This window comes from Aeromonas sobria (genome assembly GCF_000820145.1).
Lineage (GTDB): Bacteria > Pseudomonadota > Gammaproteobacteria > Enterobacterales > Aeromonadaceae > Aeromonas > Aeromonas sobria.
In genome coordinates, this window is the sequence record NZ_CDBW01000041.1 from 49,268 (window position 1) to 74,481 (window position 25,214).

The 25,214-nt window shown below is 55.1% G+C and carries 33 protein-coding genes and 1 pseudogene; 9 read left to right on the top strand and 25 right to left on the bottom strand.

The genetic code is table 11. The annotated features are described in order from the left end of the window. From BN1135_RS17505 to BN1135_RS17530, 6 genes are all read right to left on the bottom strand, one after another. Entirely contained in the window at positions 1-231 is a 231-nt protein-coding gene (locus BN1135_RS17505) for a TraR/DksA C4-type zinc finger protein (RefSeq protein ID WP_042023264.1), read from the bottom strand. A gap of 28 nt (positions 232-259) precedes the next feature. Then, a complete protein-coding gene (locus tag BN1135_RS17510) occupies positions 260-463 on the bottom strand; it encodes a tail protein X (protein ID WP_042023266.1) in 204 nt (67 codons plus the stop codon). Continuing rightward, positions 463-939 (bottom strand): head completion/stabilization protein, encoded by a 477-nt coding sequence (locus BN1135_RS17515; protein WP_042023268.1) that lies wholly within the window; start codon positions 937-939, stop codon positions 463-465. Before BN1135_RS17515 ends, BN1135_RS17510 begins: the two co-directional genes overlap by 1 nt. Before the next feature lie 109 nt (positions 940-1,048). Beyond that, positions 1,049-1,834: a phage terminase small subunit gene (gpM, locus tag BN1135_RS17520; RefSeq protein ID WP_042023270.1), complete on the bottom strand. Its 786-nt coding sequence runs from the start codon at positions 1,832-1,834 to the stop codon at positions 1,049-1,051. 9 nt (positions 1,835-1,843) lie between these two features. Beyond that, positions 1,844-2,878 carry a phage major capsid protein, P2 family gene (locus BN1135_RS17525; protein ID WP_042023272.1) on the bottom strand — a complete coding sequence of 345 codons (1,035 nt, stop codon included), beginning with the start codon at positions 2,876-2,878 and terminating at the stop codon, positions 1,844-1,846. Positions 2,879-2,890: 12 nt separating this feature from the next. Beyond that, positions 2,891-3,715, bottom strand: a complete 825-nt coding sequence (locus tag BN1135_RS17530; RefSeq protein ID WP_042023274.1) for a GPO family capsid scaffolding protein — start codon at positions 3,713-3,715, stop codon at positions 2,891-2,893. 149 nt (positions 3,716-3,864) lie between these two features. Between BN1135_RS17530 and BN1135_RS17535 the strand changes: the two genes are divergently transcribed. The 4 genes and pseudogenes from BN1135_RS17535 to BN1135_RS22500 form a co-directional block, all read left to right on the top strand. Further along, positions 3,865-5,631 (top strand): terminase ATPase subunit family protein, encoded by a 1,767-nt coding sequence (locus tag BN1135_RS17535; RefSeq protein WP_042023277.1) that lies wholly within the window; start codon positions 3,865-3,867, stop codon positions 5,629-5,631. Then, on the top strand, positions 5,631-6,638 hold the full coding sequence (locus BN1135_RS17540) for a phage portal protein (RefSeq protein ID WP_042023279.1): 1,008 nt from the start codon (positions 5,631-5,633) through the stop codon (positions 6,636-6,638). The genes BN1135_RS17535 and BN1135_RS17540 overlap by 1 nt, the downstream gene beginning before the upstream one ends. Before the next feature lie 213 nt (positions 6,639-6,851). Beyond that, the gene (locus BN1135_RS17545; RefSeq protein ID WP_042023281.1) at positions 6,852-7,160 is read left to right on the top strand and encodes a helix-turn-helix domain-containing protein; all 309 of its coding nucleotides are present in this window, start codon (positions 6,852-6,854) and stop codon (positions 7,158-7,160) included. Positions 7,161-7,522: 362 nt separating this feature from the next. Continuing rightward, positions 7,523-7,716, top strand: a pseudogene (locus tag BN1135_RS22500) (hypothetical protein); the annotation flags it as partial. A 112-nt stretch (positions 7,717-7,828) separates the two neighbouring features. On the opposite strand, the gene BN1135_RS17550 reads toward BN1135_RS22500, so the two are convergent. The 19 genes from BN1135_RS17550 to BN1135_RS21790 form a co-directional block, all read right to left on the bottom strand. Further along, positions 7,829-8,464: a DUF4760 domain-containing protein gene (locus tag BN1135_RS17550; RefSeq protein ID WP_042023284.1), complete on the bottom strand. Its 636-nt coding sequence runs from the start codon at positions 8,462-8,464 to the stop codon at positions 7,829-7,831. Positions 8,465-8,607: 143 nt separating this feature from the next. Beyond that, positions 8,608-9,411, bottom strand: a complete 804-nt coding sequence (locus BN1135_RS17555; RefSeq protein WP_042023285.1) for a hypothetical protein — start codon at positions 9,409-9,411, stop codon at positions 8,608-8,610. A gap of 403 nt (positions 9,412-9,814) precedes the next feature. Beyond that, positions 9,815-10,411 (bottom strand): P22AR C-terminal domain-containing protein, encoded by a 597-nt coding sequence (locus tag BN1135_RS17560; RefSeq protein ID WP_042023287.1) that lies wholly within the window; start codon positions 10,409-10,411, stop codon positions 9,815-9,817. A gap of 537 nt (positions 10,412-10,948) precedes the next feature. Further along, complete coding sequence (locus BN1135_RS17565) at positions 10,949-11,272, bottom strand: type II toxin-antitoxin system RelE/ParE family toxin (protein ID WP_042023289.1); 324 nt, start codon at positions 11,270-11,272, stop codon at positions 10,949-10,951. Continuing rightward, on the bottom strand, positions 11,247-11,477 hold the full coding sequence (locus BN1135_RS17570; RefSeq protein WP_005308760.1) for a TA system antitoxin ParD family protein: 231 nt from the start codon (positions 11,475-11,477) through the stop codon (positions 11,247-11,249). The genes BN1135_RS17565 and BN1135_RS17570 overlap by 26 nt, the downstream gene beginning before the upstream one ends. Before the next feature lie 204 nt (positions 11,478-11,681). After that, positions 11,682-12,164 carry a hypothetical protein gene (locus BN1135_RS17575; RefSeq protein ID WP_071287632.1) on the bottom strand — a complete coding sequence of 161 codons (483 nt, stop codon included), beginning with the start codon at positions 12,162-12,164 and terminating at the stop codon, positions 11,682-11,684. A 2-nt stretch (positions 12,165-12,166) separates the two neighbouring features. After that, positions 12,167-14,503, bottom strand: coding sequence for a replication endonuclease (locus tag BN1135_RS17580; protein ID WP_082186829.1), 2,337 nt, complete (start codon positions 14,501-14,503; stop codon positions 12,167-12,169). Further along, on the bottom strand, positions 14,500-14,733 hold the full coding sequence (locus BN1135_RS17585) for a hypothetical protein (RefSeq protein ID WP_396027178.1): 234 nt from the start codon (positions 14,731-14,733) through the stop codon (positions 14,500-14,502). Before BN1135_RS17585 ends, BN1135_RS17580 begins: the two co-directional genes overlap by 4 nt. Positions 14,734-14,753: 20 nt before the next feature. Then, positions 14,754-15,065 carry a hypothetical protein gene (locus BN1135_RS17590; RefSeq protein ID WP_042023295.1) on the bottom strand — a complete coding sequence of 104 codons (312 nt, stop codon included), beginning with the start codon at positions 15,063-15,065 and terminating at the stop codon, positions 14,754-14,756. Next, positions 15,043-15,243, bottom strand: a complete 201-nt coding sequence (locus tag BN1135_RS17595; RefSeq protein WP_042023297.1) for a hypothetical protein — start codon at positions 15,241-15,243, stop codon at positions 15,043-15,045. Before BN1135_RS17595 ends, BN1135_RS17590 begins: the two co-directional genes overlap by 23 nt. Then, entirely contained in the window at positions 15,240-15,446 is a 207-nt protein-coding gene (locus BN1135_RS17600) for a hypothetical protein (protein WP_042023299.1), read from the bottom strand. The genes BN1135_RS17595 and BN1135_RS17600 overlap by 4 nt, the downstream gene beginning before the upstream one ends. Beyond that, the gene (locus tag BN1135_RS17605; protein WP_042023301.1) at positions 15,443-15,643 is read right to left on the bottom strand and encodes a hypothetical protein; all 201 of its coding nucleotides are present in this window, start codon (positions 15,641-15,643) and stop codon (positions 15,443-15,445) included. Before BN1135_RS17605 ends, BN1135_RS17600 begins: the two co-directional genes overlap by 4 nt. Further along, positions 15,640-15,900 carry a helix-turn-helix domain-containing protein gene (locus tag BN1135_RS17610; protein WP_042023302.1) on the bottom strand — a complete coding sequence of 87 codons (261 nt, stop codon included), beginning with the start codon at positions 15,898-15,900 and terminating at the stop codon, positions 15,640-15,642. The genes BN1135_RS17605 and BN1135_RS17610 overlap by 4 nt, the downstream gene beginning before the upstream one ends. Before the next feature lie 2 nt (positions 15,901-15,902). Further along, on the bottom strand, positions 15,903-16,091 hold the full coding sequence (locus tag BN1135_RS17615; protein WP_042023303.1) for a hypothetical protein: 189 nt from the start codon (positions 16,089-16,091) through the stop codon (positions 15,903-15,905). A gap of 65 nt (positions 16,092-16,156) precedes the next feature. After that, entirely contained in the window at positions 16,157-16,615 is a 459-nt protein-coding gene (locus tag BN1135_RS17620; RefSeq protein ID WP_042023304.1) for a hypothetical protein, read from the bottom strand. A gap of 48 nt (positions 16,616-16,663) precedes the next feature. Beyond that, entirely contained in the window at positions 16,664-16,888 is a 225-nt protein-coding gene (locus BN1135_RS17625; protein ID WP_042023308.1) for an Ogr/Delta-like zinc finger protein, read from the bottom strand. A gap of 8 nt (positions 16,889-16,896) precedes the next feature. After that, complete coding sequence (locus BN1135_RS17630; RefSeq protein ID WP_042023312.1) at positions 16,897-17,406, bottom strand: phage regulatory CII family protein; 510 nt, start codon at positions 17,404-17,406, stop codon at positions 16,897-16,899. A 37-nt stretch (positions 17,407-17,443) separates the two neighbouring features. After that, on the bottom strand, positions 17,444-17,713 hold the full coding sequence (locus BN1135_RS17635) for a hypothetical protein (RefSeq protein ID WP_042023315.1): 270 nt from the start codon (positions 17,711-17,713) through the stop codon (positions 17,444-17,446). Between the two features lie 21 nt (positions 17,714-17,734). Beyond that, complete coding sequence (locus BN1135_RS21790) at positions 17,735-18,046, bottom strand: Cro/CI family transcriptional regulator (RefSeq protein ID WP_082186830.1); 312 nt, start codon at positions 18,044-18,046, stop codon at positions 17,735-17,737. A gap of 124 nt (positions 18,047-18,170) precedes the next feature. Between BN1135_RS21790 and BN1135_RS17645 the strand changes: the two genes are divergently transcribed. From BN1135_RS17645 to pheS, 5 genes are all read left to right on the top strand, one after another. Beyond that, on the top strand, positions 18,171-18,860 hold the full coding sequence (locus tag BN1135_RS17645; protein ID WP_042023318.1) for a LexA family protein: 690 nt from the start codon (positions 18,171-18,173) through the stop codon (positions 18,858-18,860). A gap of 140 nt (positions 18,861-19,000) precedes the next feature. After that, a complete protein-coding gene (locus BN1135_RS17650) occupies positions 19,001-22,531 on the top strand; it encodes a hypothetical protein (RefSeq protein ID WP_042023321.1) in 3,531 nt (1,176 codons plus the stop codon). A gap of 250 nt (positions 22,532-22,781) precedes the next feature. Continuing rightward, entirely contained in the window at positions 22,782-23,576 is a 795-nt protein-coding gene (locus BN1135_RS22575; protein WP_254783830.1) for a phage integrase, read from the top strand. A gap of 1 nt (position 23,577) precedes the next feature. Further along, on the top strand, positions 23,578-23,805 hold the full coding sequence (locus tag BN1135_RS22580; RefSeq protein WP_254783828.1) for a tyrosine-type recombinase/integrase: 228 nt from the start codon (positions 23,578-23,580) through the stop codon (positions 23,803-23,805). 425 nt (positions 23,806-24,230) lie between these two features. Beyond that, positions 24,231-25,214: a phenylalanine--tRNA ligase subunit alpha gene (pheS, locus tag BN1135_RS17660; protein WP_042023323.1), complete on the top strand. Its 984-nt coding sequence runs from the start codon at positions 24,231-24,233 to the stop codon at positions 25,212-25,214.

The window sequence follows — 25,214 nt, forward strand, 5'->3', positions numbered from 1 at the left end:
CTATCGTTTGCTGCCGTAGTGGCGGGAGGTCTGGAATTCGTGAATGGTCTGGCAGTCGGCGCAGCGTTCGCAGCCCCGGATCGCTTCGCGGCGTTCCTGCGGGATCGGGTCGTCGCAGTCGGTGCAGTAGTGGGGGCCCGTGCCGCTAATACGGGCGGCGTGGATGCGGGCAGCGATTTGTTGATCGCTGATCTCGGCCAGTCGTTCGAGTTCGTCGTCGAGTCGGCTCATGTCGGTGTTCTCTTTTCTCGCATTACGGTCAGTCCCATAGCTGGATCAGCGGCTGTTCGGCCTGAGTCGGGGCCGCTGGCATGTGGATGAAGGTACCGGTTGGCAGGATGGGGCCGAGCGCCGCCAGACCGGGGTTGAGGTTGAGCACTTGCTCGGTGATGCCTGCGGTGTAGCCGTAGTGCCGAAACAGGATGAGATCGAGGGTGTCGCCCTGTTGGCTGCGCAGTTGCATCAGATCAGCTCCACCGTGGTGTGGGTGGTGCCGAGAATGTCGCGAATGGCAAAGCGGGCGTCGCGGTAGAGGTCATCAGAGCTGATGATTTTGGCCTCGGCCCCTTTGACCCCATCGCCGGTAGCGCTGTAGTCGGCGTAGCGCTCGAGCAGGTTGGCGCGGGTCATGGCGTAGATGGCGCGGCGGTAGCTGTGCAGGTATACCGATCCGCCATTGATGGGCTCTGCAGGAACTGCGGCCAGGGTGGCGTGGCCTTCGCTTTCTCTGGCGGTGCGCCACAGGGCCAGATCCTGGTTGACGCTGGTGATGGCATCGATCACCGCATGGGTGAGGCGGGCAGTTGTGACTGTGCCATCAAGCCGGACGGTCTCGCGCAAGTCGGCCAGCGAGATCGCGGGCCAGAAGGGGGCGCTGGTGATATCGCCTTCTTCTGCGGCGGGCGGGGTCGGGTTGGTGGCTAAAAATCCGGTGCTCATGGTGCTCCTGACTTTGAGGTGGGGCCGCTTGTTGGGCGGTGGTCGGGCCGTCTGGTATGCCGGTGGCATTCGTCAGGCCCGAGCCGCCCAGGGTGCGGGGTACGCTCTGTTAGCTGGCCTCGCCGTCGGCGGGGGCTGGCTGTTCGGGGATGGATGGCTTTAGTTCTGGTTCGGGCGTGGGTTCAGGACCCGACGGCGGTGCCGGTTCGTTGTTGGGCTGGCCGGCGGCGGTTTTGGCTGCGTTCTCCTTTTTGATTTCGCGTGCCAGATCTTCCAGCTCTCGCTTGATGCCCACCTTGTCGTGCAATTCGATGGCCCGGCGGTAATGATCAGCCGCTTGCTCCTTGAGTCCTTCGGCGTAACAGGCGCGGCCCACCGCCTTGTGCAGCTTGGCGCGCACCTGGTCGAAGATGTCGCAGTCAGCCAGCATGTTCATGTAGCTGCTGAGCAGTTGCAGGGTCGGGCCATTGCCTGCCTCTTGCAGCTTGATGGCGGTCTCGGCCACTTCTTCGGCGATGAGGGTAGGGGCGGTGCGTTCGTACTGGTCCGGGGTATTGAGGCCGTGGCGGATCACGTAGTCAGCCATCGGAAGGGCGCCTGCCAGATCGCCGGTGTCGAGGTGCCAGAGCATGATGGTTACCATCACATCGTCTTGACCGCCGCGATCAGCGGCCAGCAGGCCATCAATCCACGGTTTATAGACGGCCAGCATGTTGCGCTTGGCGTCGATCTTGCGTTCGATGCTCTGAATGCCCTTGAGGGTGCGGCGGTGCTCGGCCAGCTGCATCAGCTGGAGTTCGTACTGGTTGGCGGCGGCGCGATCCTGCTCGGGATTGGCCGCCCCTTGCTGGGCGGCCAGTTTGCGTTGCTTGTTGTGCAGTGCGGGGCTTGTCATGTTTCCCCCTTATGCGGCCGCAGCCGGTTCAACCAGCTGGATGTGTTCGGCCAGCGCGGCGCCTTCGTAGTCTTCGACCACGTACGCTTCATTCACCGATTCGTAGTTCTCGATCTGGTCGCGCTTGGCGTTGTCGAGGATGGTGCGGCGGCGGGTGCCCTCCTGCCAGTAGATGGAGAGGTTATCCAGCCGGGTGATCAGGATGGCGTTGTCTGGGAAGCTCGGCACGCGTACGGCAGGCAAGCCGCCCATCCGTTTCTGGCTGATGATGACATCGGCGGCCATCTTCTCGCTCGGTACCTGGTCTTTGTTGACCATGGGGAAGTATTTATCGTGCAGCAACTTGCGACCGACGATGGCCACCAGTTCGGTGTCGTCGCGGTAGGTCGGGCCCAGTAGCTCGGTCATATCCATCACCAGGGCATCGAGGTTGTTGTATCCCTCAGCGGTGGTGATGCCGGAGCCAACCTTGACGACGCCGGAGCCAGCCTTGACCTCATCGAGCACGTTCTCCGGCTTGTCTTCACGGATCTTCTGCAGCCAGCCCTTGTTGACGTCTTGCAACAGCGGGTTGGTCACCCGGTTGGAGGTGGCGGCGCGGCTGACCCCATTAAAGCCGATCATGATGCGGTCGAGGGCCTGACGATGCAGGATGGCGTCGCGGATACGGGTCTGGAAGTCCTTGAACTTGGCCCAGGCATCGATCTTGGCGTAGCGCAGCACGGTATCGAAGTTGGTCTGTTCGCAGCGGTAGCTGTTGCCGGTCAGGTCGGTCGGATCGACAGCTTGGCGATCCCCCTTGGTGGTGTCAGTGGTACCGGCGATGGTGGTGTTGATACCAAGCCCCAGTTTTTCCCCTTCCTGCTCTGGCACGCCGACCACATTGATCATCGACAGGAAGGCGCTGGACTCCTGCACGCGGGTTTCCAGGGTTTGCTCAACCGAGGCGGTGACGGTGAATTTCTTGGTTTCATCCGGGATGCCGTTGAGCTCGCGGATTTTCTGGGTGAAGAGATTGAACTTCAATCGGGTGTCGTTACGCATGGGGTCGGGTCCTTAGCAGTCGGTGGAGTCAGTGGTGGTGCCATCGCCACCGGTGGCGGGATCGCGCTTGTGGCTGAAATCTTCCTGGCGTTCGAGCTGGGTGGTCAGGTCGGCCAGGGCTTTGGCGGTGGCATTCAGCTTGCCGGTCAGCTCGGTGAGGGTGGTTTCCTGCTGGTTCAGCTTTTCCTGCAAGGCGGCATCGATGCTGGTCACCTCTTTGGCCACGGCCTCAACGGCCTGATGCACATCGCTGAAATCGGCGTTGGCTTGCTGTTTGTGGTTGGTGAACAGGGAGGTGATGCGTTCAAGCAGGCCCGGGCCTTTCTCCTGCTCATCTTCAAATTCGATGATGGTTTCGAGGGCTTCGGTAAACAGGCACTCCGGATGGTATTTGCGGTCGGCCAGCGGGTTGACTGTGGCCTTGCTGCAGAACTGCAGCATTTCGGTGCCAAGGCTTGCCGGGCTGTCTGTCACGGCCAGCCCCATCATGTAGGCCCCTTTTTCGTTCAGGTTGGGGTGGATCTCGATGGAGGTGTAAACCTTCTGGCGCTTTTTGTTCAGCGCGATCAGCTCAGGCGTCGGGTCAATCTGCACGAACAGGGCCAGCCGCTGCTCCCCCTCGATGGTGACCTCTTCGGTCTTGGCGGCGGTGATGTCGCCGTACATCTTGAACAGGCCGTTGGGGTCGATGCCCCGGATATGCTCCATATTGACCCGTGCGCCATAGGTGGCCTGGTTGTAGCGCAGGGCCATGGTTTCAATCCAGTCGCGGGTGATGGCGCGGCCGTCGGTGGTGCCCCCCTCAACCGCAACACGGAAAAATTTGGACTTAGGCATGTGCTGGGATCCCTTTGATGATTGGGTAGTGATGTCGCGGTTATGGTCTGGGCGAGCGGCGGGATCGTGCAATCTGGGGCCAGTGTGTAGCAGCGCTACACACTGGCGGCGGGGCGTTTGGGGTGGCAGCGGCTGGGTAGACTGGCGCCATGACAACAGCACCCTTAGTTTTTCCCCACATCGACCCCAGACGGCAGGCCATGCACCTGTTCTTTCAGGGCTACCCGCTGCGCACCATTGCCGAGTTGCTGCAAACGCCGGAGGGTACCGTCTCGACCTGGAAGAAGCGTGACGGCTGGGAGGACATCAAACCGATAGACCGGGTGGACAGCGCCATCGAGGCGCGCATGATCCAGCTGGTGATGAAGGAGACCAAGAGCGGCGGCGATTTTAAGGAGATTGACCTGCTGGGCCGCCAACTGGAGCGGATCGCCCGGGTCAACAAGTACAGCAACGGTGGTAACGAGGCTGACCTCAACCCGAAAGTGGCCAACCGCAACAAGGGACCGAAGAAGGCCCCCGAGCGCAACGTGGTGGAGCCCGAGCAGCAAGAACGGCTCATCGAGCGGTTCGAGTCGACCATGTTCGATTACCAGCGGGTCTGGTATCAGGCCGGGCAGGAGTACCGGATCCGCGACCTGCTCAAGTCGCGCCAGATCGGGGCGACCTACTTCTTTGCCTTCGAGGCCTTCATTGATGCCCTGGTGACCGGGCGAAACCAGATTTTCCTGTCGGCCAGCAAGGCGCAGGCCCACATGTTCAAGCAGTACATCATCCAGTTTGCCAAGGAGGAGGGGGTTGAGCTCAAAGGTGACCCCATGGTGCTGCCGAACGGGGCGCACCTTTACTTTCTCGGTACCAACGCCCGCACAGCCCAGAGTTATCACGGCAATATCTACATGGACGAGTATTTCTGGATCCACGGCTTCCCGGAGTTTCGCAAGGTGGCGTCCGGCATGGCGATGCACAAGAAGTGGCGCCAGACCTACATCTCCACACCTTCCAGCCTGACCCATCCCGCCTATGACTTCTGGTCTGGTGCCCACTTTAACCGTGGCAAGGCCAAGGCCGACCGGGTCGAGATTGACCTGAGCCACGCCAATTTGTCTGCCGGCAAGCTGTGCGCCGATGGTCAATGGCGGCAGATCGTCACCGTGGAAGATGCGGTACGCGGCGGCTGCAATCTGTTCGACCTGGATCAGCTGCGCGGTGAGTATTCCGAGGATGATTTTCGCAACCTGTTGATGTGCGAGTTCATGGATGACACCGAGAGCCTGTTCCCGCTGGCGACGCTGCAGCGTTGCATGGTCGACAGCTGGCTGGTGTGGGAGGACTACAAGCCCCACACCTTGCGGCCGCTGGCCAACCGGGCGGTGTGGGTCGGCTATGACCCGGCCAAGGGCGGCAAGGGCGACAGCGCAGGTTGCGCGGTGCTGGCCCCGCCACTGGTACGCGGCGGCAAGTTTCGCATTCTGGAACGCCACCGCTGGCAGGGGATGGACTTTGATGCCCAGGCCAAGTCTATCCGCGCTATCTGCGATCGCTACAACGTGGCCTATATCGGCATCGACACCACCGGGATCGGGGAGGGGGTTTATCAGCTGGTGAAGCAGTTTTTCCCTGCAGTCACCGCCATCCAGTACAACCCCAACGTGAAGATGCGGATGGTGATGAAGGCGCAAGATGTGATGAACAAGGGGCGGCTGGAGTTTGACAGCGGCTGGACCGACTTGGCCCAGGCGTTTATGAGCATCCGCCGCGCCGTGACCTACAGCGGCAAGCTGCCCACCTTCGAGGCCAGCCGCTCTGATGAGACCAGCCACGCCGATATTGCCTGGGCAACCATGCAAGCTCTGTTACACGAGCCCCTTGAGGGGCAGACCGGCACCAATTCCGGCTTTATGGAGATTTACTGATGAGTGAGCAGATCAATTCGCCTGCCGATGTGCAGGCGTTTACATTTGGAGATGCGATCCCGGTGTTGTCCCAGCGGGAGGTATTCGATTATCTGGAGTCGATGCACAACGGCCGCTGGTATGAGCATCCCCTGAGCCTGCACGGGCTGGCGCGGGTCTATCGGGCGGCGGTGCATCACGCCTCGGCCATCCAGGTGAAGCGCAACATCTTGCGCGGCTGCTTCATCCCCCATCCGAAATTGAGCCTGGCGGCCTTCACCGGACTGGTGATGGACTACGAGATCTTCGGCAACGCCCACCTGCAGCGGGTGCGCAACCGGTTGGGCGGCTCCCTGCGCTATGACCAGATGCCTGCCAAGTACACCCACAGATCCCTCGACCTGGATCGCTATTGGTGGGTGCCGAGGCTAGGGCATGAGGTGGAGTTGCCCGCCGGTGAGGTGGGCCATGTGATGGAGGCGGACGTTAATCAGGAGATTTACGGCATCCCCGACTATGTGGCCAGCCTGAACTCGGCGCTGCTCAACGAGTCGGCCACCCTGTTTCGCCGTCGCTACTACGAGAATGGCAGTCATGCGGGGTTCATCCTGCATATTAGCGATGCCCTACAGAACGAGGGCGACATCACCGCGCTCAAGACGGCGCTACAAAACAGCAAGGGGCCGGGCAACTTCCGCAACCTGCTGCTCTACACCCCAGGCGGCAAGGCGGATTCGGTGAAGCTGATCCCAGTGGCCGAGATTGCGGCCAAGGATGATTTTCTTTCCATCAAGGGGGTAAGCCGGGATGATCAGCTGGCGGCCCATCGGGTACCGCCGCAACTGATGGGGGTGGTACCGAACAACACTGGCGGGTTTGGGGATGCCACCAAGGCGGCCCAGGTGTTTGATGTGAACGAGGTGGACAGCCTCAAGGCAGGGTTGCTGCAGTTTAACGAGTGGGCGGGTGAGGAGATCATTCGCTTCAATCCCTACAAGCTGGCCGCCGGTACCGAATCCCAGCCTTAGCCTGCCCACGAGTTTTGTTTGCTGCCTGGCGGAAGTCATTTAGATCACTCACCAAACTGTGGGATTATTAGACCACTACACCTCAGCTGATGCATGTGTTTGTGACGGATGATTTTGATGACTTCATAAGTTTGCTAGGCCAGAGTTTTTTGGCTGCCAATGCAGCGCAGCGAAGCATCGATATCAAGCGTGGTTTGTTAAGAGAGGTGAAAGATGAGTGACCCCCGACTTCAGAAGATGCAGAAGATGGCACAGCGACTCCATGAGACTGGCACTGTTGATGTGCTCACCATGCGCAAGATAGATGCCCTCGCCATGCAAGATCAGCTTGAGGTCATGAGTGCTAGACAGATCAAAGAGCTGCGGGCCAAGCAGGGGATCAGCCAGGGAGTGCTGGCCGTGGCCCTCAACATGAGCGCGGAAAGCGTGAAGAAGTGGGAGCAAGGTAAATCACAGCCCCATGGCGCTGCGTTGAGGCTGCTCAAGCTTATCGACCGCAATGGCATTGCCGCCGTTCTCTAGTACCAACTGCGATATGAACAATCAGCCCGCCCCGTGCGGGCTTTTTGTTGCCCTCGTATAAGCGCATCGGCGGCCCGCTGTTACGTTGACGACGCGAGCCACGCTGACCCCTTCGCAGATCCTTTCACGCTCACCCAGAGCAGCAGGCGCAGCCTGCCGACCCCTGCCAGCATCCACAGCGCGCAATCGGGACCCCGCCTCGCCTGCGCGCTTTATGTGTTGAAAACCATGCAGGTGAAAGACTGGGGGAGGGTATCGGCTCCCCGCGCCAGCACTGGCCGCACGCGGGACGCTGGATCCTTTCTGCGATCCTTCACTTTCCGTCAGATCCTTTCAGGCGCGAAGGGGAGAACACAGTTAGGTGTGGTAATAGCGGGGTGGCCGTCTTGTCGTTTGCCCACACACTGAGCCGTCAGCCAAGACGGCGAACCAACTGGTGCTCAGTTTGATGGGATCGCTGACGCCAGAGGGGCGGCAGTTTGGGGGCGCAATCGCGCCCCCAGTTGTTTTCCCTATTCACTCGACATCGTCATACATTGCTCGTGTGATTTCGTAGAGACCTAACGCCGCCATAAGCGGTGAGTAGCAGTTGGCTAACATGTGTAGTATAGCGAAGCGGAACCGAGCCAACTGGTACGAATCCGACTTAATGGCCTTGTTATGTAACCTTACACTCCAATCGGCTTTTCAGTTTTTAAGGTGCTTTTATCAAGCTCATTCTTGAGATGTTCCATTTTTGTTTTCAACAATTCTTGCTTTTTCCTGTTTTTCCAAATCACGTATAAGTCTATTATGTTTGCGAAATAGTCGTCAGTATTATAGGCGTGAATGATCCAGGGCATATAACGTTCTGCTGTAGAAATAAATGTGTTCGCAACTGATTTATACGCAACACTTTCATCTGCAACATTAGAAGTAAAATAGACCGCAAAGCTGTCCATTGCATTTACAACATCTAAAAGTTCCTGTGAGACTTTATCGAGCTCATCAATTGACGGTTTATTTTTTCCTACATTTTTGACCAATACATCTTTACCGTCTGTATCTATTTCCCAATTAGATGAGTCAAAAAAAGTACATTTTGAGGACACTCTCTTGTCATAAAGCTTATTTTGTAATTCTATGATACGAGTATTGTAATGACTGCATTGGCTAGCAGTTAAAGAAAGAGCATCTCTTTTGGATTGCGTTTGTAAAGACTCTTTCGCTATTTTTATTTGATACAAAGCAATTAAAGCAGCAATTGCAACGACAATTCCTGATATGAAGTATGCAATTTCTAAATAATCTCTAAACTCTTGCATCAAATTCTCCTTTGGTTACATAACACCCTGTTAAGGGGTGAGCAACACAATACCGAAGCCGCCGCAAACCACCTTAAACACCAAACGCAACGCATAGTGAAAATGCCACGCGTTGCGAATCCATCTTAAACAGTTTGTTAACACTACAATAGCGCAGTTAGCCCAGCGATAAACGGTGTAAAGACTGTAATATGAGCAGATACGTTTTGCATGAAATCTTTGTATGCGTTAGAAAAAGTACCCGTTTCATGGCTAGTTGCCAGCATGTTTACATTTTCTGTCAACATCTGGGCAGTTGTTTCATCAAGACCACTACCTTTGACACTCTCAAGCATTTCAGCAAAGATCGCTGGTTCGTTATATTGAGTGTGGGTAGTAGCTTGTGCAGTTGCACCGCTTGAATGAATGTTAATCGCAGAACCACTTACACCTGACACATTAATTGTTGAACTTACTTCTTTCACAATTTCGATCCCATTTTCTTTTTTATATAAATCACTTTCTTTGAGCATTTGAAGAGTAACCTTTACCGCTGATAACGAGCGCTCCTGATTACGAAACAGTTCGATCATCTGATTTACTGACCAAAGGTTCTCTCCATACTTATCACAAACACTTTTTGCTACATCGGGAACATTTGCGTCGTATGCACCATAAACCCAAGTACCCTCAAATTTATCAATGATTGACGTTAATGTAGGAAAGTCTGCATAAACTTCATTCGTATCTCCGATAGTCCAAGCCATAAACTGAGCCATATCTCGACCATTAGCATAGACCGCCTCGACCAAATGACGCTCGTTAAATGGAATTCGACAAATGAACCTAAAGTCCTCTTTGTTCTTCAAGTGGCTCCAATAATCAATATTCTTGGAAAATGCCTCTCCAATTGATAGCAACCTATGCATCAACGCTTCTACTTCAATTAAATCTTTTCTTACTTCCACAAAACTACCTTATTTGTAGTGTTAACAGTGATTAGATGGAAGGCGGTACTAATCCGTTAATAGAGCCTTCCATATAACATCGAATAGCCCTGATAACCGCCCCGAAAAAATTCATTTTAAATCATGATATTATCAGCCTGCCTCTGGTGCTGAACGTATCCGCAGCCGCTCCTCTTTTGGCTCCGATTTTTTCGCGGTGCAACAATACACTCAAGGAGCTGCAATGGAAAGCGCCAGCAAGCCTCGTCTTCGTGAACAAGTTCGGACTGTGATCGAGGCCACCTATCACATGGTGTAGCTGGCCAAGATGTAGGGCGGCGGAGCGAGAGCGAAGGTAAAGGGAAGGGCCTGCTGGTACTCATACCAGCAGGCCCTGGGCAGACACATTACCGATTTTTGCGGGTTAGCTGTGCAGGTGGGGGAGCAGGCGCCGCCAGTCTCGCTCACCGTGGGTGGCGCTCTGAATATGGCGGGTCTTGTCGACCAGGATCTGCTGGGCACGCTGCAGGGTCATCGGGTATTCGTGGATAATGGAGTAGTAGCTGCTGGCTGCGCTGTGCTCGGCAACGTCGAGCAGTGGGTAGATGGCTTTAGCTGCATTCATCATCCGGTCGGCGGCGCGCCACAACCAGGCGAGCGAATGCAGTTCGTCATCGGTCAGGGTGGTGATGGGTCGCGGGTGAGCGGCGGTCTCCCGGTCCAGCACATCGAGCACCCAGCGGCGGAACTCCTTGGCCAGCGCAGTGCGAGAGAACATGGCGATCAGATGGGCACCGCGCAGGGAGAAGACACGCGCATCTTGTTTACCAGAAGGGGTGGTCAGTTTGACCACCCCTGTCATTGACTCTGTAAATTCATCGCTGTGGCGGGTGTAAATACGCTGTATGGCTTTGTCGTCCGCATAGCCTAAAGCTGCGCCAATCTGGGCGGCGGTCAGCCAGGGTTGGCCGTGATGGGGGATAACGGTGAACTGGGTGTCATGGAAGCTGATGCTTTTCATGGTGTGATTCCTCGGATGCGATGCATGTGAATCGTCACCAAGAGCTGCGATCTCTGACTGGTGACGAGCTGAACAGGGTTCGCAGTACCGGGCATCCAAGGAAACCGGCCAGCCATAGGCTGCCCTGCCCAGCCCGCCATAACTGAGATTGCGGGTACTACTGGGCCGCACAATAAAAAACACGCGGGCGCGTGTTGTGCGCTTGGAATGCTTGCGGGCTGCGAAACCCGGCAACGGATTTTGCCGTTGCCTGCGCAGTATCGCGCAACAGCGCGGCATCAATCAACCCCAATAGTCCCCGATTCTCCCTTTTTGTCCCTTTGTGGGCCTTTGCGGCCCGCATTGGTGCTTATCAGGGAAAATCAGCACCATCACCCCGCCTGCAGGGTAACGGTTCTAAAGAGGGAAGGGGATGTTAGTTTTGGCGGGAGACATACACAGGGCGCGAGCGGCCCCGATGCGGCCGGGATGGTCAATGTGACCTTCTCGTCGGCGACACCTAGATAGAAAAATAGGCCCGAGAGGGCCCATTTAGGGTCAGCCGATCAACTTCAAATCGGCTTTGCGACGCTCTTTGAGGGCGTCATAGAAGTTCTCATGGGGGCCGACACTCAGCAGGTAGAGCTGTAGTTCCGCATCTTTCCAAGAGTAGCCCAGCAGCACCAACTGCCCCTTGAGCTTGAACTTGTGTACCCGCAGATACGATAAGTCCCCCTTCTTTTGTTCGCCGATCTCGGGGTCGTTGATGACCCGCTCGATCTCGTCTTCCACTACTTTCAGGTCGTTCGTCTGGAGCTTTTTGAGCTGCTTGCTAAACAGGCCAGATTCAAAAACCTCAATCTCGTTTTGTTCTTCTGACATAGCGGGTTACTTGCCCTTCTTTGACTTGCTCTGCGGCGAGCATCACGTCTTTGATGAAGCTGAAAGGCAGGTCCGGGTTGTCCTCGACCATGCGGCCGATCTTGGACCAGTACTCAATCTGCTTCGGCAAAGAGCGATGTGCTGCAGACGCGTGGATCTTCACGTCAGCGATAAAGTCATCGTCTAAGCGCACTGTTTGAGCCATTCGCTCTCCTCTGGGATTTTCCCTATCTACTCGGTCTACTCGGTCTACTCGGTCTACTCGGTTCACACGGTCTACATTGTCGACAGGCTTGGTCCGTCGATTTGTCGTGAGTATATATCTTACTTAATGGTTTGCAACAAATTGTCGCATTTAAAGATAATCTGTCTCGCGCGCTGGCACTGTATACGTCGGTCGCTGTAGGGTTCATTCGTTCTCCTTGCAATGGTCAGCCACTACCTGGTGCAGGGCTGGCTGGTACCTTGGGTTGAGTTGTTCGGCTGCCCCCGGGTTGGCGCGATAGGTGATGCTGCCCGGTGCGATGAAGAGGGTACGACCGGTAACGGCGCACCGAATGCAGCCGCTCTGGTCGATGGCTACGGGGGTGAGCTCCTCCACGATATGGCGGCGGCCAACAGTGCGGCCATCGGGTGAGCGCACTGGCACGGTGGGGCGGTTGGTGCTGGCCTGATACGGGTTCGGCACCTCGGGAGTGAAGGCCGGCAGGGCCAGCGATGTTGGGCGAGGGTGGCGGCGCAGGATGGCGCAGGCCACTGCCTGTTGTTTTCCCTTGAGCAGCCCCACCCACTGGCTGATCTCGCTGGCTGGCCAACGCTGCTGCAGAATGCAGGTCACCCGATTATCCAGGCGGCGGTAATCTTCCCGGCTGACGGTTTGCTTGCTGTTCATGTTCATGCCCACTTCTCGCTGTAGCCGTCCTGTTCTTGCAACCACTCGGGCGTGTCCAGCCCCTCCAATACCTTCCACATCTCTGACTGATAGGGTTGCGGCAGCATTTCGATCCAGCGGTGCGCCCCAGCGTGTCCCTGTGCCTTGTAAACCTTGCCGCACAGCTCAACCAGCATCGACCAATCTTCATCCCCCTCCGGTACCGCGTACTCATCCGGCTGGCCCTGTTCTACGGATTGCTGGCCAGCTGGCAGCCAATCCGGCTCGCTTGGTAGTGCGCGGCCTGACTGCACCTGTCCGTTTTCCAGCCAGAGGGTGAAACCATCCGCTCTGACGCTGGCGCCTGAGCGCAAACGCCCGATGGAGAAGGGCGATAAACCCCATTGCTCTGCCATTAACTGATCCGCGAAGGCCTCAGGATCCGGCCGCGTACAGTTATTGTCAGAGCTCCAAGGTGCCGGGCTGTCGCCCGACTGAACACCAACACCCACACCGGCAACCCCTGCGGCTTTGGTGGCTGCATGGGTGCCGGTGGGTACCACTTCCCACCCTTGCAGGCGGGTCTTGATGCCAAGGTTGGCGGAGTGCAGCCCCATCAGCCGCTTGATGTCTTCGCCGTAGCAGTTGGCTTGCGCCTCGATCAGGTGCGCCAGCTTGATGGGGTGCTCGGCACGGGTGGCCAGCGCCCCGCCCATGGCTTCGAGGTAGCAGCGAAAGATGGCGTTATCGGCGGCATAACGGGCGGCCTCAAAGCGCGGATCTTGCAACACCGGCTTGGGTGGCCCCACCAGATCGCCATGCTTCTTGGCGTTGCTGATCCGGCGCAGCTCGCGCCAGACCCCGACCGGGGCACCGCCGATCTGCTGAAAGGATCGAATGCCCCACCAACTTGCCCAGGCGCAGGCATGCCGCGCGCCATGATCTGCAGGGGTGTTGGCCTCTTCGTCGTCACCGACATAGGCGCCGTCGATGTTCTTGGCGATGTATTTGGCCAGATAACCGGTCGCATCGCCCTTGGTGGGGTCGATCAGCTTCCAGTCGAAACGGGGTTTGATATCGGTAAAGGCGGGGGAGGCGATGGGATTCCGTTCCAGCTCTGCTTTGTCGTTGGTCAGGGCATAGCGCTGCAGGGTGCTGATCACCTTGTTGCGATCGCTCGGGCGCATAAATAGCAACATGTGCCAGTGTGGCGTGCCGTCGTGGTGCGGCTCGCAGACCCGAAAGCCGTAGACGGGGGCATCATTGCGCTTGAGTGACGCACGGGTGAGGCTCCAGAGCTTGGCCAGATAGGCGCAGGTTTCGCGCGGGGTGGCTCCCTGGTACTTGTCGTTTTCGATGGTTTTGCCGTTGCGTCCTGTCTTCCAGGCGTGAAAGCGGCTCGGGGCTGTCCAGGTGAAGAACACCCCGACATGGCCCTGCTGCTCGGCGTAATCCTCAAAGCCACGCATCCGGGTCATCATCTCGTTGCGGCGGTTGACCGGATTGGAGGTGCTGGCCTCCCAGCAATCCTTCATCGACACGACCAGATCATACCGTTCGTTCATCACCTCCGACTCGGCCAGCCAGCGCATCATGGCCCGCTTGCGCTCGCGCACCACCTTCATGGTGGCGTTCGATACATACGCCGACACCCCCTTGCGCACCTTGCCAAGCAGAATATTGATGTGCTCTTGCAGCCGATCCCAGCAGCGGTTGATGCGCTTCTCCCACCATTTGGCAGAGAGCAGACGTACCATCACGCTCAAGATCCAGTTATCCCTTGCCTCTTCCGTTTTGAATTTCGGCAGATCGCCGATAAAACCCCACTGATCAGCCGGTTGGCGCACCTCTTCAAAGGTCTGCACCAGATCTGGTTCATTCCCTGCCTTGATGCCTTGCTCGATATGGCGCCAGATGGCGGCGGTCTGGTTGGCAAACTGGTGGGCCACTCGCTTGCGCCCTTCGTCATTGCGCATCTGCTGCGGATTAACCGGGATAGTGTGGATAAGGCCTCTTACCCACTTGGTGCGCTCACGCAGCCAAATGTTGGCATTGCGGCAGTGGCGGGTGGTGCCATCTTTGCGGCGGCGCACGTACTGCTTGAATAGGGAAAGAGTGAGCTGAGGTGACAGGCCATCGAGCAGTTGAATGGCCCAGACCAGATCTGATTGGCCGGGCGCACTGACAAAGGTGGTAGCAAGGTTGATGCCGGGCAGAGAGTTGGCCAAGCTGTCGATGCGCTGGCGCAAGGTCTTCTTTGACAGCGGTAACTGGTTGGGTTTGGGTGTTGGCAGCCGGGTGATGGCAAAGCCAAATTGGCCAGCCTCAGCGGCTGGCCCTGTGTTGGGTTTGTTACTCATTGGAGATGGTTACTCGACAGCTCGTTGAGGTCGCGGCGCAGCCCCGTGATCACTGTGGTGGTGTGGGCGCGCAGCTTTCTGGCTGCAGCGCACTGGCGCAGGGTCAGCTCGATGGTGGCCCGTGGTCGTGGTGAAAGCTGGCGGCACTCGATGAGCTGGCGCTGATATCTGCGCAGGCGTGCACTAACACTGCGCAGGTCTTCCCACCACCAACCTAAGTTCCGTTCCATTTCTGATATCAGACGGTGGCTCATTTGATGATCTCCCCCTGTCCATGCAGTGGTGCGCACTCGGCCCACCACTCGGCAATTTCCCGGGCCAGCGCCAACTCCACATTGGCTACGGCCAACCAATACACAGTGCGCATAGCCCCCAGCGCTAACAGTTCGGCCGCTTGATCCCGGTTGCCTCTGGCATCGCTGCCCGCGGCGATAAACTCGGCGCGGGCAGCAAACCAGTGAGTGGCCAGCTGGCTGACTGGTTTGGTGGGCTGCATATGCGCGGGGCCGGCTTCGCCCTGCGCTTGTTGAGCGTCCAGCTCAAACAGCTCTAAATTGCTCATCACATGCCTCATCTATGGCGTGGAAGTTCGGCTCATCGATGACGATATGGCTCGCCTCGATCCGGATAGAGATACCGAGCTCGCCCCCGCAGCAGAGCGGGGCGGTCGGCAGCAGGTGCGGCTCGTTTTGGGCCAACCACGTTTTCAGGCTGGCCAGGGTGAACAGCGTGGTGCTCATGCCTCATCCCCCATCACCAAATCGTCATCGAGCAGATCTGCCTGCTTGCTGGTTACCACCAGTTGCACCTGGATGTATTCATCCCCCGAGTAGAGTTCGCCCAGGGCGATGCGGTTATCTTCGGCGCGGGCGGCAAACATCTCGGCCAGTAGTCCCTCGATCACCTTGGGTGCCTGGCTGGCAATCTTGATGGCGTCACTCATGGGCAGATCCTCCGGTTGAGGTGGTGAAACAGCTGGTGCCAGCGCAAGGACTGCTGCGCCTGGACTAACAGGGATTTGCCCTCTGATCTGCGATAGATAAAGGAGGAAGGGCGGGCTTTGGCTGTCAGCCGTTGCTGAAGGCGCGGCAGTTCGGTCAGCGCCTCCTGTTCTGATACGGGATGGAAGAGCCGCTTCATGGCTGCACCTCCGGCGTGGCAATGCCAGTCAGCAGCCACTGGCTGTACTGGTTCAGCGTTGGATGGTTGGCGATCAGCAGTAACAGGCCACCGCCAATCTCGCGGTATCCCAGCTCGTAGTTCTTGAGCGTGGTGGGCGGAATGCCCAGCAGATCGGCAAACTTGGGGCGGCTTAGGTCCAACTGCTCCCGCAACTGGCGCAGGCGCTTGGCGGCATGGTGGTTCAGCAGGTTGATGTGAGTCGGTTGTGCGGTCATGGTCAGGCTCCTTGTTGAGCTGTGCAGGGATGGATGCAGCTGAACAGGGAGGCCCACGCCAGCGCAGTGGAACGCTCGGCGAGCGCAATACCATCAGGATGTTGGGTAAGACGGGCGCCATACCGGCCCGTCAGCTTGCGTTGTTGGATGCGAAGGTTGCGCAGCGCGCAGGGGATCGCTAAAGTTGCCATGTCGACTTCCTCGTACGTTGTTGATAAATGCCCGCTTGGAGTTGCTGCTCCGTTAAGCGGGCTTTTTATTGCCCGATTGCGCGCGGGCCCTGTTGGCTCATCGCAACAGCTGCCGCGATTGCGCGCCGCTGTTTCAGCTTTGCGGCCCGCTCCTTCTTCTCCCGCTCGATATCCCCGCTAGCGCGGGTGATGGGCGCCGGGTGCCACACCTTGCTGTCACAGCCGCCGCGAAACTCCCCCTGATAATCCAGCTCCAGCACCGCCAGGCGGATCGCCTCGCGCTGCGCATGGGGCAGGGTGGACAAGGTTGCGGTCATCAGCTGGCCGCGTGACTGACGGGCGATGGTGCAGATGGCGGCCTTCTTGGCGGCACTGATGGCCAGCCAGTCGGTATCCAGACTGCTGCGGGTCTTGCCGAACAACTCGCGCAGCAGCATGCAGCCCGCTGTGTTCATGGCGACCTGTTCCGCAGGCGTCAGGCCTGCCAGATTGCGTTCGTCGTGATTGATGTGTTGTTGTTGCATGCGGGTTTCTCCTTCACCTGGGCGCAGAAGTTGGTGGCCAGTGACGGGTCACTGGGCCACCTCTTTCACCCTGCGCGGGACAATGGGCAGCACAATGGCCGGATTGGGCATGGCACTTGGGCTGATGGTTGCGATGATTTCGAACCCCGCCTTGAAGGTGTGGCCGCAATCCACATTGCTGCATTGGTAAGTAGCGATGCCGCAAAGCGGGCTCATCCGGGTGGATGTGCGAGTGCTGGCGCGGGCACCACAGTGGGGGCAAATCAGTCTCATGGGTTCTCCTAAGCTCCGGCCGCCATGCGCGCCATATCCAGCGCACAAGACAGAGAGGGAATGGCTTGGTATTTGTGCTCGATCTCGGTGATCAGCAGGGCGAGGTTGCCCATGGCTGCCGTCGCCGCCCCGACCAGCGCATTGCGCTGCCCCTTGGTGACGCGGCCGCTCTCTACCACTGTCAGCGCCTGCGCGCCGAGCCCGGCTACCTTGGCCGTGGTGTCGATCACTTGATGGGCCAGACTTGGGCCCTTCTCCGATTCGGGGATGGCAATGGCCGTCAGGCCACAGCAGAACAGGGCGCCATCGAACAGGGTTTCATCACCATCACTCGCCTGGGTGATGGCAATCAGCTCGGCCACGGTCAGTTCGTGGGGCTGATCTGGGTTTAACTTGTTGCGCAGGGTCTGCGGGTTCATGCCTGCCAGCTCGGCGATCTCGGCCACGTTTTGGTTAGCCGTAAAGCGCTGGCAGGCACTGATCCAGTGCGGATGTTTGTTGGTGCTATCCGTAAACATGTGAAGTTCTCCTTGACCCGTTATGGTGTCTGTAGGTTCACGCGAGCGTCATGGTGACGTAGCGCTCGGCCTGGTAACGGGCCTGCAGGAACAGGGCGTACAGATTGACCTCGCGCGGTGCGCCCGGGCCGTCTTGCAAGATGGGCAACTGGCCGCGATCGGCGCGTTTCTTGATGGCCCCAATGCTCATGCCTTGGCGCTTGGCATACTCCTCCAGGCTTTCGCTGACGCGATTGCCAAAGGGGTAATCAAGCGGCAACTGGCTTACATCGCTGGGGATGCGGATAGGTTTGATTCGAGTAGTCATGATGAATCCTTCTTAGGGGGTTCAAACACACGGGGTGGGTTGTGGCGGTGCGCTATTTGAAAGGGCCGTTGCAGTCGCGATAGCCCGTTTCACGCTCGGAAAATTTTGTGGAGAGGTGGCCGCATCGACGCGTTGAGTGACTCGCGAAGAGTCGGTCTGCGCTGATGCAGTGGGCTCGGCTTTGAGTTGGCCACAGGTCAGCACCTCTATTTGGTAGGAACGTAACTCAGGGACTTTCTCTTTCCACTGAGAGATCGCCTGCGTCTTCACTCCTAAGGCTTTTGCTAGAGGGGCTATCCCCCCGAAATGTGCTATTGCATCTGCTGTATTCATGCTCTTCACCTCGATAGTTAACTAACTTACGAAACTTACTTTACGATCGAAATGCAGATGCTCGCAAGTTAATTTACCCAAAAGGTAAATCAAATTACGTAATTTGGGGTGTAATCTCTCTTACATGAACGTAAGCGAACGCATTAAAGCCCGGCGATCAGCCTGTGGGTTTACACAAGAACAGCTAGCTGCCCGAGTTGGTGTAACGAGGGTGGCTGTTAGCCATTGGGAGAGGGGAGGGGCTGAACCAAAAGGCCGCTACCTCAATGATTTGGCGGAGGCGTTGGAAGTTACCGTTGATTGGCTTCTGACTGGAACTGGTCTTGACCAGACAACACACCAGCCCTTACCCGGTTATCACAACGTCGAACCAGCGGTGATACTGCCCGGCAAGCGGATCCCTGTGCTCAGCTATGTCCAGGCGGGCAATTGGCGCGAGATGTGCGAGCAGGCCAGCAACTTCGATGGCAATGTCGAATTCGTAGCAGCAAGTAGCGAGATTGGCCCGTACGGCTTTGGCCTGTGGCTCCGTGGTGATTCCATGGTGCCGCTGTTCAAGGAAGGGGATCTCATCATCGTTGATCCAGACGAAGGACCCCAGCCAGGGGATTACGTCGTTGCCAAGAACGGCAGCGGTGAGGCCACCTTCAAAAAATACCGGCCTCGCGGAATTGATGAGAATGGTCAAGAGGTGTTTGAGCTGGTCCCCCTCAACGACGATTACCCCACCATGCATTCCGACCGACAGCACATCCAGATCATCGGGGTGATGGTAGAACACAGATCATATAGAAAAAGACAAACGGGGCGCTAATGCGCCCTTTTTTGTTGGGGGATGGTTGCAGTTGAACTGCTATCGATAATTCATAAACGAGCTTGATGTTGTAGCCCAATTTGTAAAACCGCGGGTATAAATAACTTCAAAAACAACTTGGTGCGATCGGAGGGCTGCAGATGGCGAAAAGGAAAAAACTCAGTAACTCATTTTCAACTGGAAGTGGGGGTGGTCATTTTGAAGCACATGTACAAGCATCGTTTGTTACGCTAATGCTTACTGGCGGGCATGTTCCTTACTTACCCTGCTGGCCTATTACAGAGATTAAACTTCAAGGCAAAGTTGATGGTTTTGATACTGATGACCTTATAGTCTTTATAGAAGACGTAAATAGTAAAGAACGACGTAAGCTCCTCGGGCAAGTCAAGCATTCTATAGGCATTACTTTGCACAACCCGGTGTTTGCTGAAGTGATACAAGCAGCTTGGAATGATTTTAATAATCCCGATTTGTTCAATAAGGGAAGAGATGTAATTGCGTTGATCACTGGCCCACTCAGTGCAACGGATCAGCATACGGTCTCTTGGCTCTTGAACACTGCAAGGCATACAAAAAACTCGGATGAATTTTTTAGGTACGTGCAACAGGCAAACTTCAGTCCACCCAAAAGCAAAGTAAAGATTGAAGTCTTTCAGCATCATCTAAAAGTAGCTAATGATGGGGTTGATGTTTCAAATGACGAATTATATGATTTCCTAAATTGTTTTAAACTCCTTGGCTACGATCTTGGCAACGAGTCAGGAGTCGTATTGTCACTGCTGCATTCACATATCTCACAGTTTGAACATCAACATACGTTGGGTGTCTGGTCTCGAGTTGTTGAAACTGTACAAATATGGGGTAAAGATGCTGGCACTATAACTCATAGCAATTTGCCTGAAGACCTTCGGGAGGCTTTTAAGAAAAAAGCTAAAATGGAGATGCCAACGATACTCAAAGCACCTCCTGTAAAATCCAATAATAATTGGTTGCAGCACACGGATGCTACTTATCTGGCCCTTGCAGTACTACTTGGCTCTTGGAATGACAAGAATATACATGATATTGAAGCGATAACTCAGTTGTTTGGAATAGACCATGAGGAATGGCTCCGGAAGGCACAGGATTTATTACATTGTCCCGATAGCCCACTTTCTCTAAAAAATGGGATTTGGAATGTTGTCAATCGGACCGAACTTTGGAAACAACTCGGATCACGTATTATTGACCAGGATCTAGACACGTTTAAGAGGTTAGCGATTTCTATTCTGAAAGAGTCTGATCCTGCTTTTGAATTACCAGCAAAGGACAGGTATGCGGCTAGCATTTATGGCAAAGAACTTCAGTATTCGAGAGTACTACGAAAAGGTGTTGCCGAAGGTTTAGCTATTCTTGCGTCCCAACTTGGCTCATGTAACCACTGCTCGCAAGGAAAAGCAGAAGTTACCAGCGTGTTAGTTATACGAGAGCTTCTGGCTGCTGCTGATTGGATTCGTTGGGGAAGCTTGGACGGTTTATTACCCGCCCTGGCTGAAGCTGCTCCTGGTGAATATCTTGCTGCCATTGAGGCGGCCATACGACTGGAGCCATGCCCCTTTGATGAGCTATTTTCCCAAGAAGGTGATGGTATAACTGGGGGTAATTATTTAACTGGCTTGCTTTGGTCTCTCGAAGGGCTTGCTTGGGATGAACAATACCTAGTACGTGTCTGTGTTGTGCTTGGTGAAATTGCTAGCCATGACCCTGGTGGTCGATGGGCTAACAGGCCTTCCAATTCACTTACAACTATCTTGCTTCCATGGATGCCACAAACATTGGCATCCATTGAGAAGCGCAAGGTGGCAGTCGATACACTCCTGAAAGAAGTTCCTGAGATCGCTTGGGAGTTGATAATCCAACTTTTACCTGACGAGCATAGGACTTCTTTTGGGACACATAAGCCAATTTGGCGCGGGATAATCCCGGAAAATTGGGAGAAAGGTGTTAAACCAGAGGAGTATTGGCAACAGTCTTCTTATTATGCAGAGCGTGCAGTGGCTGCCGCTGGTAATAATATAGAACGCCTTACAAAGTTGATTGACCGTTTTGATAGTTTGACTGAGCCGGCTTTTGAACAGCTTGTTAATGTATTGAGTTCTGAGCCTATATATACCCTTTCAGAAGAAAAAAGACTTCCTATTTGGAATAGGCTTAATAAATTTACCAGTAAGCACCGTAAATTCTCAGATACAAATTGGGCTTTACCAGAAGAGTTAATTGTTCGTATTGAGAAAGTAGCTACGTTGCTTGCACCTATAGATCCTTTCAATCTATATCAGAAGATCTTTAGCGACCGTGAAACTGAATTTTACAATGAAAATGGGGATTGGGAAGAACAGGCCAAAAAGCTTGACTTACAACGAGAAATGGCCATATCAGAAATTTTTAATAAATATGGTATGGATGGTGTTATTCGGTTTGCTGAATCAGTATCATCTCCACATCATGTAGGGTACTCAATTTGTCATGTTGTCAATAATGATATTGAGCGAGCACTGTTACCAAACCTTCTTGATTCAGACGATAATAAACACCGCATGTTGGTGAGCAGTTTTATTTATCGCAAAACCAGAATAAATGGCTGGGAATGGGTTGATAGCATAGATAGAACTAGCTGGACACCAGTGCAAATTGGTCAGTTTCTTGCGTGCCTTCCATTTTCAAAAGAGGCTTGGAAAAGGGCTGCCAATTGGCTTCTGAATAAAGAGAATGAATATTGGAGTCGTGTTCATGCAAATGCATATCAGATCGATGGAGATCCAGCCATAGCCATTGATAAGTTCATTGAGCATGGGAGACCACACGCAGCAATCAGTTGTTTGAGTGCTATGCGCCATACCAAACAGGTGCTTAATGCTGATCAATGTGTTCGTGCTCTACTGGGTGCGCTGTCTTCCGAAGAGGATAGCTCCACAATGAACCGTCACAGTATTATCGAGCTGATTAAGTATCTTCAAACCGAGCCGTCGGTTGAACAAGATCATCTCTTTAGGGTGGAGTGGGCATATCTTCCCTTGCTGGACCGACATAGTGGGTTAGCCCCCAAATGCCTTGAAAGAAAACTCGCTACTGAGCCCGAGTTCTTTTCAGAACTAATTAGACTGATCTATCGCTCTAAGAAAAATGATCAGCCAGTAGGGGAGGTCACAGAAACGTCAAAAATGATTGCCACAAATGCTTGGCAATTGCTTCGCGAGTGGAAATCCCCACCGGGAACACAAGAAGATGGAACGTTTAGTGAAGAGAGGTTTGTCGAATGGATTCGGAGTGTAAAAGAGATATGTACGGAATCAGGACATTTAGAGGTTGCACTTACCACAATTGGTGAAGTGCTGATTCATACCCCACCTGATATAAATGGGTTATGGATACGTCGTGTTGTTGCTGATGTACTGAATGGCCGTGATGCTGAGTCCATGCGAGATGGTTTTAGTAGTGCGATATATAACTCGCGTGGCGTCCATTGGGTTGACCCAAGTGGAAAGCAGGAAAGAGAATTGGCTGAGCAATACCGAAGAAAGGCTGAAGAAGTAGAGAACGCTGGTTTTGTACGGCTTGCAGTTACGTTACGAGAGGTTGCTGACGGCTATGACCGAGATGCCGAACGTATCATCAACCGGCATGAAGATTAATCTCTAACTTACTGATAAAGGAGGCGCAATTGTGCCTCCTTTGACATCTGCCCATAGATAATCGCTTTAACTCGTGACCTTCTCATGTATGCCTTGCCCCATATTAAACACTCCCATTCTTAATTTATTCCTGTATAAATACACAGTGGTTTGGCGGAGTTACTATGGACGTTAGACAGCTGTGGCTGGGAGTGGTCTCGATGTGTGGGCCGTGGGGATGGGTGAGTGCCCACCTGTATAAGGAGGAATGATGAGCATCAAGTCCACTCCCGAGGGGTACTTGGTCGATATCCGTCCGCAGGGGAGGGAGGGCAAGCGGATCCGCAAGCGCTTCAAGACCAAGTCCGAGGCCCAGCAGTTCGAGCGCTGGGTGATCGCCACTGAGCATAATAAAGAGTGGGTGGATCGTCCGGCAGATAACCGGCCGCTTTCTGAGCTCATCGAGCTTTGGTGGCGCTACCATGGCCAGACCCTGAAAGCAGGGGAGGCGGTACGCAAGAAACTCCACAATATAGATGCCGCTTTGCGCAAGCCGTTAGCAAGGCAGATAACCCGGGCGCTGTTCTCCGAGTATCGGGCGCAGCGACTGCATGCTGGCCGTCAGCCCAAGACGGTCAATCGTGAACAAGAGATGCTGGGTGGGGTGTTCTCGGTCCTCATTGATCTCGGCCATTACCACCATGAACATCCGCTCAAAGAGATGAAGAAGGTCAAGCTGGTTGAGCGGTCGATGGGCTATCTTACCCAGGAAGAGATCAGCGAAGTTTTAGGCAAGCTATCGGGGGATAACCTGAACGTGGTCAAACTCTGCCTGGCCACAGGGGCGCGTTGGAGTGAGGCGGCCAATCTGCGCAGCGAGGATGTGCTGGCCGGTCGGGTGACTTATATCAATACCAAGAATGGCAAGAACCGCACAGTGCCGATCTCTGTCGAGCTGACGAAAGAGATAACAAATGGGGTGAATCGGGGCCCGCTGTTCCGTGACCTCGACTATATGTTGGTGCGTGAGGTGATCAAGTCAGTGGCGCCAGATGTTGGTGCGTGAGGTGATCAAGTCAGTGGCGCCAGATCTACCAGCAGGGCAGGCGGTGCATGTATTTCGGCACACTTTTGCATCACATTTCATGATGTCCGGGGGAAACATCCTCGCGCTGCAAAAAATTTTGGGCCATCACAACATCCAGCAGACCATGACTTATGCCCACTTCGCACCGGACTACCTGAGCGATGCAGTGCGCTTCAACCCGCTGGAAAATCCGCTGCCCACCACATGACAAAGTGTCCACAAATTGCCCCAAACAGGGTCATCTGGGGTGACTAAGCGTCACCCCCTGTAGTGCCTAACTCATTGATTGCCATCTAAGTTGTTGTTTTTATTAGGTATGTGAAGGCGGCTCAGGCCTCCTTTTTTGTTATTTCTGTTTTGCCATCAACGTCTTCCCCCACACTTTAAATAAACCACAAAAGACCGGCTCGGATAGCTGACTCGATACCTATAAATATGCCAACAAACAAAGTTGGGTGGCCACTATTTCAAGAGGATAGGGTAGGAGTTGAGACTCGCTTGATATAACAAAATGATTTATAGGGAGAAAAGCAGGCCATAACTATGGTCAGTGAAGGGCCTTTTTTTGTATTATTCCCCTCTTGACCTTATTTAGCCTAAAGGCTCCTGTTTCGGAGTGGTGACGAGGAAGACATGCAACAGCTTGAAGAAGTAGTAGGCCAAGCCAAGGCCGATATTGAGGGCGTGAGCGATATCGCTACCCTCGATGAGATCCGGGTCAAATATCTGGGCAAAAAAGGCTTTTTTACCGAGCAGATGAAGGGCCTGGGCGCCCTGTCTGCTGAAGAGCGTCCCGCCGCGGGCGCCGTGATCAACCAGGCCAAACAGCAGGTTCAAGATGCCTTGAACGAGTGTCGTGAAGCCCTCGAAGTCGCCGTTCTGAACCAGAAACTGGCCGCCGAGACCATCGATGTCAGCCTGCCGGGCCGCCGTATCGAGAATGGCGGTCTGCATCCGGTGACCCGTACCATTGAACGCATCGAGCGCCTGTTTGGCGAGATGGGCTTCAAGGTTGCCCGTGGTCCCGAGATTGAAGATGGCTTCCACAACTTCGATGCGCTGAATATTCCGGCTCATCACCCGGCGCGTACCGATCACGATACCTTCTACTTCAATCCTGATCTGATGCTGCGAACCCACACCTCCGGTGTGCAGATCCGCACCATGCAGCAACAACAGCCGCCGATCCGCATCATTGCGCCGGGCCGCGTCTATCGTAACGACTACGACATGACCCACACCCCGATGTTCCATCAGGTTGAAGGTCTGCTGGTTGACGAGCATGCCAGCTTTACCGAGCTGAAGGGCATTCTGCACGACTTCCTGCGCAACTACTTCGAGGAAGATCTCACCATTCGCTTCCGTCCGTCCTACTTCCCGTTCACCGAGCCGAGCGCCGAAGTGGATGTGATGGGCAAGAACGGCAAGTGGCTGGAAGTGCTTGGCTGCGGCATGGTGCACCCGAACGTACTGCGTTCGGTCGGTATCGATCCGGAAAAATACTCCGGCTTTGCCTTCGGCATGGGCGTTGAGCGCCTGACCATGCTGCGTTACGGGGTCAACGACCTGCGTGCCTTCTTCGAAAACGACCTGCGCTTCCTCAAGCAGTTCAAGTAA

Coding starts and splice junctions, on each gene's coding strand:
- BN1135_RS17515 (WP_042023268.1), bottom strand. CDS start 939: ATGAGCACCGGATTTTTAGCCACCAACCCGACCCCGCCCGCCGCAGAA.
- BN1135_RS17535 (WP_042023277.1), top strand. CDS start 3,865: ATGACAACAGCACCCTTAGTTTTTCCCCACATCGACCCCAGACGGCAG.
- BN1135_RS17635 (WP_042023315.1), bottom strand. CDS start 17,713: ATGACTACTCGAATCAAACCTATCCGCATCCCCAGCGATGTAAGCCAG.
- BN1135_RS17550 (WP_042023284.1), bottom strand. CDS start 8,464: ATGCAAGAGTTTAGAGATTATTTAGAAATTGCATACTTCATATCAGGA.
- BN1135_RS17605 (WP_042023301.1), bottom strand. CDS start 15,643: ATGAAGCGGCTCTTCCATCCCGTATCAGAACAGGAGGCGCTGACCGAA.
- BN1135_RS17615 (WP_042023303.1), bottom strand. CDS start 16,091: ATGGCAACTTTAGCGATCCCCTGCGCGCTGCGCAACCTTCGCATCCAA.
- BN1135_RS17610 (WP_042023302.1), bottom strand. CDS start 15,900: ATGACCGCACAACCGACTCACATCAACCTGCTGAACCACCATGCCGCC.
- BN1135_RS21790 (WP_082186830.1), bottom strand. CDS start 18,046: ATGAATACAGCAGATGCAATAGCACATTTCGGGGGGATAGCCCCTCTA.
- gpM (WP_042023270.1), bottom strand. CDS start 1,834: ATGACAAGCCCCGCACTGCACAACAAGCAACGCAAACTGGCCGCCCAG.
- BN1135_RS17625 (WP_042023308.1), bottom strand. CDS start 16,888: ATGAGACTGATTTGCCCCCACTGTGGTGCCCGCGCCAGCACTCGCACA.
- BN1135_RS17620 (WP_042023304.1), bottom strand. CDS start 16,615: ATGCAACAACAACACATCAATCACGACGAACGCAATCTGGCAGGCCTG.
- BN1135_RS17505 (WP_042023264.1), bottom strand. CDS start 231: ATGAGCCGACTCGACGACGAACTCGAACGACTGGCCGAGATCAGCGAT.
- BN1135_RS17540 (WP_042023279.1), top strand. CDS start 5,631: ATGAGTGAGCAGATCAATTCGCCTGCCGATGTGCAGGCGTTTACATTT.
- BN1135_RS17575 (WP_071287632.1), bottom strand. CDS start 12,164: ATGAACAGCAAGCAAACCGTCAGCCGGGAAGATTACCGCCGCCTGGAT.
- BN1135_RS22575 (WP_254783830.1), top strand. CDS start 22,782: ATGAGCATCAAGTCCACTCCCGAGGGGTACTTGGTCGATATCCGTCCG.
- BN1135_RS17580 (WP_082186829.1), bottom strand. CDS start 14,503: ATGAGTAACAAACCCAACACAGGGCCAGCCGCTGAGGCTGGCCAATTT.
- BN1135_RS17595 (WP_042023297.1), bottom strand. CDS start 15,243: ATGAGCACCACGCTGTTCACCCTGGCCAGCCTGAAAACGTGGTTGGCC.
- BN1135_RS17645 (WP_042023318.1), top strand. CDS start 18,171: ATGAACGTAAGCGAACGCATTAAAGCCCGGCGATCAGCCTGTGGGTTT.
- BN1135_RS17630 (WP_042023312.1), bottom strand. CDS start 17,406: ATGTTTACGGATAGCACCAACAAACATCCGCACTGGATCAGTGCCTGC.
- BN1135_RS17525 (WP_042023272.1), bottom strand. CDS start 2,878: ATGCGTAACGACACCCGATTGAAGTTCAATCTCTTCACCCAGAAAATC.
- pheS (WP_042023323.1), top strand. CDS start 24,231: ATGCAACAGCTTGAAGAAGTAGTAGGCCAAGCCAAGGCCGATATTGAG.
- BN1135_RS17570 (WP_005308760.1), bottom strand. CDS start 11,477: ATGGCTCAAACAGTGCGCTTAGACGATGACTTTATCGCTGACGTGAAG.
- BN1135_RS17565 (WP_042023289.1), bottom strand. CDS start 11,272: ATGTCAGAAGAACAAAACGAGATTGAGGTTTTTGAATCTGGCCTGTTT.
- BN1135_RS17510 (WP_042023266.1), bottom strand. CDS start 463: ATGCAACTGCGCAGCCAACAGGGCGACACCCTCGATCTCATCCTGTTT.
- BN1135_RS17590 (WP_042023295.1), bottom strand. CDS start 15,065: ATGAGCAATTTAGAGCTGTTTGAGCTGGACGCTCAACAAGCGCAGGGC.
- BN1135_RS17560 (WP_042023287.1), bottom strand. CDS start 10,411: ATGAAAAGCATCAGCTTCCATGACACCCAGTTCACCGTTATCCCCCAT.
- BN1135_RS17545 (WP_042023281.1), top strand. CDS start 6,852: ATGAGTGACCCCCGACTTCAGAAGATGCAGAAGATGGCACAGCGACTC.
- BN1135_RS17600 (WP_042023299.1), bottom strand. CDS start 15,446: ATGAGTGACGCCATCAAGATTGCCAGCCAGGCACCCAAGGTGATCGAG.
- BN1135_RS17530 (WP_042023274.1), bottom strand. CDS start 3,715: ATGCCTAAGTCCAAATTTTTCCGTGTTGCGGTTGAGGGGGGCACCACC.
- BN1135_RS17585 (WP_396027178.1), bottom strand. CDS start 14,733: ATGGAACGGAACTTAGGTTGGTGGTGGGAAGACCTGCGCAGTGTTAGT.
- BN1135_RS17650 (WP_042023321.1), top strand. CDS start 19,001: ATGGCGAAAAGGAAAAAACTCAGTAACTCATTTTCAACTGGAAGTGGG.